Source organism: Anaerotignum faecicola, from assembly GCA_024460105.1.
GTDB lineage: Bacteria > Bacillota > Clostridia > Lachnospirales > Anaerotignaceae > JANFXS01.
The window spans coordinates 1-485 of sequence record JANFXS010000202.1; the positions used below are offsets into that span (position 1 = coordinate 1).

Here is a 485-nt window from a genome sequence, read left to right on the forward strand (position 1 = left end):
CATCCTTGAACGCCATGGAACCGGCGATGTGGAATGCCATTTCACTGGAGTCTACCTCATGGTAGGAACCGTCATATACGGTTGCATGAACACCCAGTACAGGGAATCCGCCAAGAATACCGCACTTGGAAGCTTCCTCAATACCTTCACCGACTGCCGGGATATATTCCTTCGGAATAGCACCGCCGACAACGGTGGAATCTAACTTAAACAGTTCTTCTGCGTTGGCATCCATCGGCTCAAAGTGAACCTTACAGTGTCCGTACTGTCCACGTCCACCGGACTGCTTCGCATACTTGCTGTCTACGTCAACAGCCTTTGTAAATGTCTCCTTGTAAGCAACCTGAGGAGCACCTACGTTAGCTTCTACGTTGAACTCACGCAGCAGACGGTCTACAATGATCTCCAGATGAAGCTCGCCCATACCGGAAATAATAACCTGACCGGTCTCCTGGTTTGTCTTCGCTCTGAAGGTCGGGTCCTCT

Annotated in this window: 1 protein-coding gene; it reads right to left on the reverse strand. The window is 50.7% G+C overall.

Annotated features, from left to right (window positions below; all coding sequences use genetic code 11):
• The coding region (gene fusA, locus NE664_13535; protein ID MCQ4727654.1) for an elongation factor G at nucleotides 1-485 on the reverse strand (485 nt) is incomplete at both ends.